At 58.5% G+C, this 2,294-nt stretch carries 4 protein-coding genes; all 4 read left to right on the forward strand.

Going from position 1 to position 2,294, the window contains the following annotated elements:
* Window positions 1-589, forward strand: a 589-nt coding sequence (locus ACGYLI_RS18050; RefSeq protein WP_394420170.1) for a glycosyltransferase family 2 protein, incomplete at its 5' end; no start/stop codon positions are given.
* Between the two features lie 36 nt (window positions 590-625).
* Window positions 626-1,159 carry a transposase gene (locus ACGYLI_RS18055; protein ID WP_394420171.1) on the forward strand — a complete coding sequence of 178 codons (534 nt, stop codon included), beginning with the start codon at window positions 626-628 and terminating at the stop codon, window positions 1,157-1,159.
* Window positions 1,113-1,727 carry an IS630 family transposase gene (locus tag ACGYLI_RS18060; protein ID WP_394420172.1) on the forward strand — a complete coding sequence of 205 codons (615 nt, stop codon included), beginning with the start codon at window positions 1,113-1,115 and terminating at the stop codon, window positions 1,725-1,727. Before ACGYLI_RS18055 ends, ACGYLI_RS18060 begins: the two co-directional genes overlap by 47 nt.
* Before the next feature lie 66 nt (window positions 1,728-1,793).
* A complete protein-coding gene (locus tag ACGYLI_RS18065) occupies window positions 1,794-2,165 on the forward strand; it encodes a hypothetical protein (protein WP_394420173.1) in 372 nt (123 codons plus the stop codon).
* The last annotated feature ends 129 nt before the right edge of the window (window positions 2,166-2,294 follow it).

The raw sequence follows: 2,294 nt of genomic DNA on the forward strand, positions 1-2,294 counted from the left end.
CGGCAGCATCATCGGCGTTTATGACGCAGAGGATGCGCCAGACCCCGATCAGCTGCATATCGTCGCCGCAACATTCGCAAATGCCGGGCCAAAAGTCGCCTGCCTGCAAGGCGTGCTCGACTATTACAACAGCGCCGCCAATTGGCTGACGCGCTGCTTTACGATTGAATATGCCAGCTGGTTTCGCGTCGTGCTGCCCGGCTATGCGCGCATGGGGCTGGTGGTGCCCCTTGGCGGCACGACGTTGTTCTTTCGACGCGACATCCTGGAAAACTTGGGCGGCTGGGACGCCCACAACGTGACCGAAGACGCGGATCTGGGCCTGCGCCTTGCCCGCGCGGGGTACGAGACTGTCTTTATCACCTCGGTCACCCAAGAAGAGGCGAACGGCCGCTTTTGGCCGTGGGTCAAGCAACGCTCGCGCTGGCTCAAGGGTTACGCGGTCACCTACTGCGTCCATATGCGCAATCCCGCCCAGCTTTGGCGTGATCTGGGGGCGCGGCGGTTTTGGGGCGTGCAGATCCTGTTCGCGGGCACACTCTCGCAATTTTTGCTATACTCCGAGTCCTGCGGAAGCCGAATTTGGTGACTTGACGGCTGGGTTTGGAACGATTCAGCTATGCCTATGATCCGCCCCGGCTTTCTTTCCTCAGCAGACCGCCTCGAGCTTGAGGCTTGCGTGCGTTGCCAGCGCGAGGACCACGGCATTGCCCGCCGGGCAAATGCGATCCTGCTGCTCGACGACGGGGAAAGCTGTGCTCGGATCGCAAAGTTTCTCTACTTGGACGACGATACCATCCGGGGCTGGCATAAAACCTTTCTGCAAGATGGTTGGGATGCGCTTGCTTTCGACGGCTGGAAAGGCGGTCAGTCCCGTATGACACAGGCACAGGAGGTTGCTTTATGCGCCTGGCTGGAAGCACGCTTCTGTCGCTCGACGGTCGAGATCAGGGCCCATGTCGCAGCTGAGTGCGGTCTGAACTATTCCCATTCTGGCTGCATTAAACTTCTGGCCCGACTGGGCTTTGAATACCGCAAGCCCAAGCCCCTGCCGCGCGTGGCATCCGTGGAAAAACAGGCCGCTTTCATCGCATTTTACGACCGCCTGATGCGTGAGTTACCAGCGGATGAAGCCGTCTACTTCGCCCCCTCTCATTGATTGCCTTGCAATCAACTGCCGGGCAACGGATGCGGTGCATCCGGAATACCAGACCAAGCCTGCGTTTGGCTGGGTGAAGGTAGGATCAAATCCAGCGGTTCTCAGCACGGCAGGGCGCGGTCGTGTGAATATTCATGGGGCTGTGAACCTTGAAACCTTCGATGCACCCTTTGTCGAGCCCACAACCGTTGATGGGGTCAGTGCAGCACAGCTTCTGACCAAGATCGAAGCGCGCAACCCTGACAAGCGCATCATTCATGTCATCTGGGACAACGCGGCCTACCACAAAGGGCCCGATGTCAGAGCCTTCCTCGCCAGGGCAGCTTGCCGTATCCATCTGATCCAGCTGCCGCCTTACTGCCCTCATCTCAATCCCATTGAGCGGCTTTGGGCCGTCTTGCATCAATACGTGACCCACAATCGCTACTACCCAAGTCAAAAGCAGTTCGCCGACGCCATCCTTGCATTCATGCGTGAAACCATCCCGCAGGAATGGACGAAGTTCCGCGACAAGGTCTCAGACAACTTCCGCGTCATAACCTACGAAAACTTTCGGGTTTTGAAGTAGTGGCAGTATAAAACAGTGGTTTTCGCCCCTTATGACGCCCCTGCTTATGTACCAGAAGGTGACGCCGTGGATCAGGCCATCGGCATGATCGCTTCCGCCAAGCGGCCGATCATCCTTGCGGGCGGCGGTGCCATTGATGCCCGCGATAGCCTGATCGACGTGCCTAAGCGGCTCGAAGCCCCCCTCGCCACCACGCTCAAGGCCAAGGGACTGTTCAACGGCCATCCACATAACATGGAAATTTTCGGCACGCTTAGCACACCTGCCGCCTATGATCTGATCGCCAAAAGCGACTGCATCGTCAGCTTCGGGGCCAGCCTGCACCGGTTCACCACCGACAAAGGCGCGCTGATGAAAGACAAAACGCATCATCCAAATCAACAACACCCCGCAAGAGGTCGCAAAGAACTTTCACCCCGATGCAGCCTTGATCGCTGATGCGCGGCTCACGGCGGACAATATCCTGTTCTGGCTGAACGAGGCTGAAATCCCCCCCCAGCGGCTTTACCCGCGAACTCGACCTGAATGCCCTGACCGCGCACCCCCCTGCCCGCGTCAAAGACGAAA

The organism is Sulfitobacter sp. 1A13421, assembly GCF_043557285.1.
Classification (GTDB): Bacteria; Pseudomonadota; Alphaproteobacteria; order Rhodobacterales; family Rhodobacteraceae; genus Sulfitobacter; species Sulfitobacter faviae.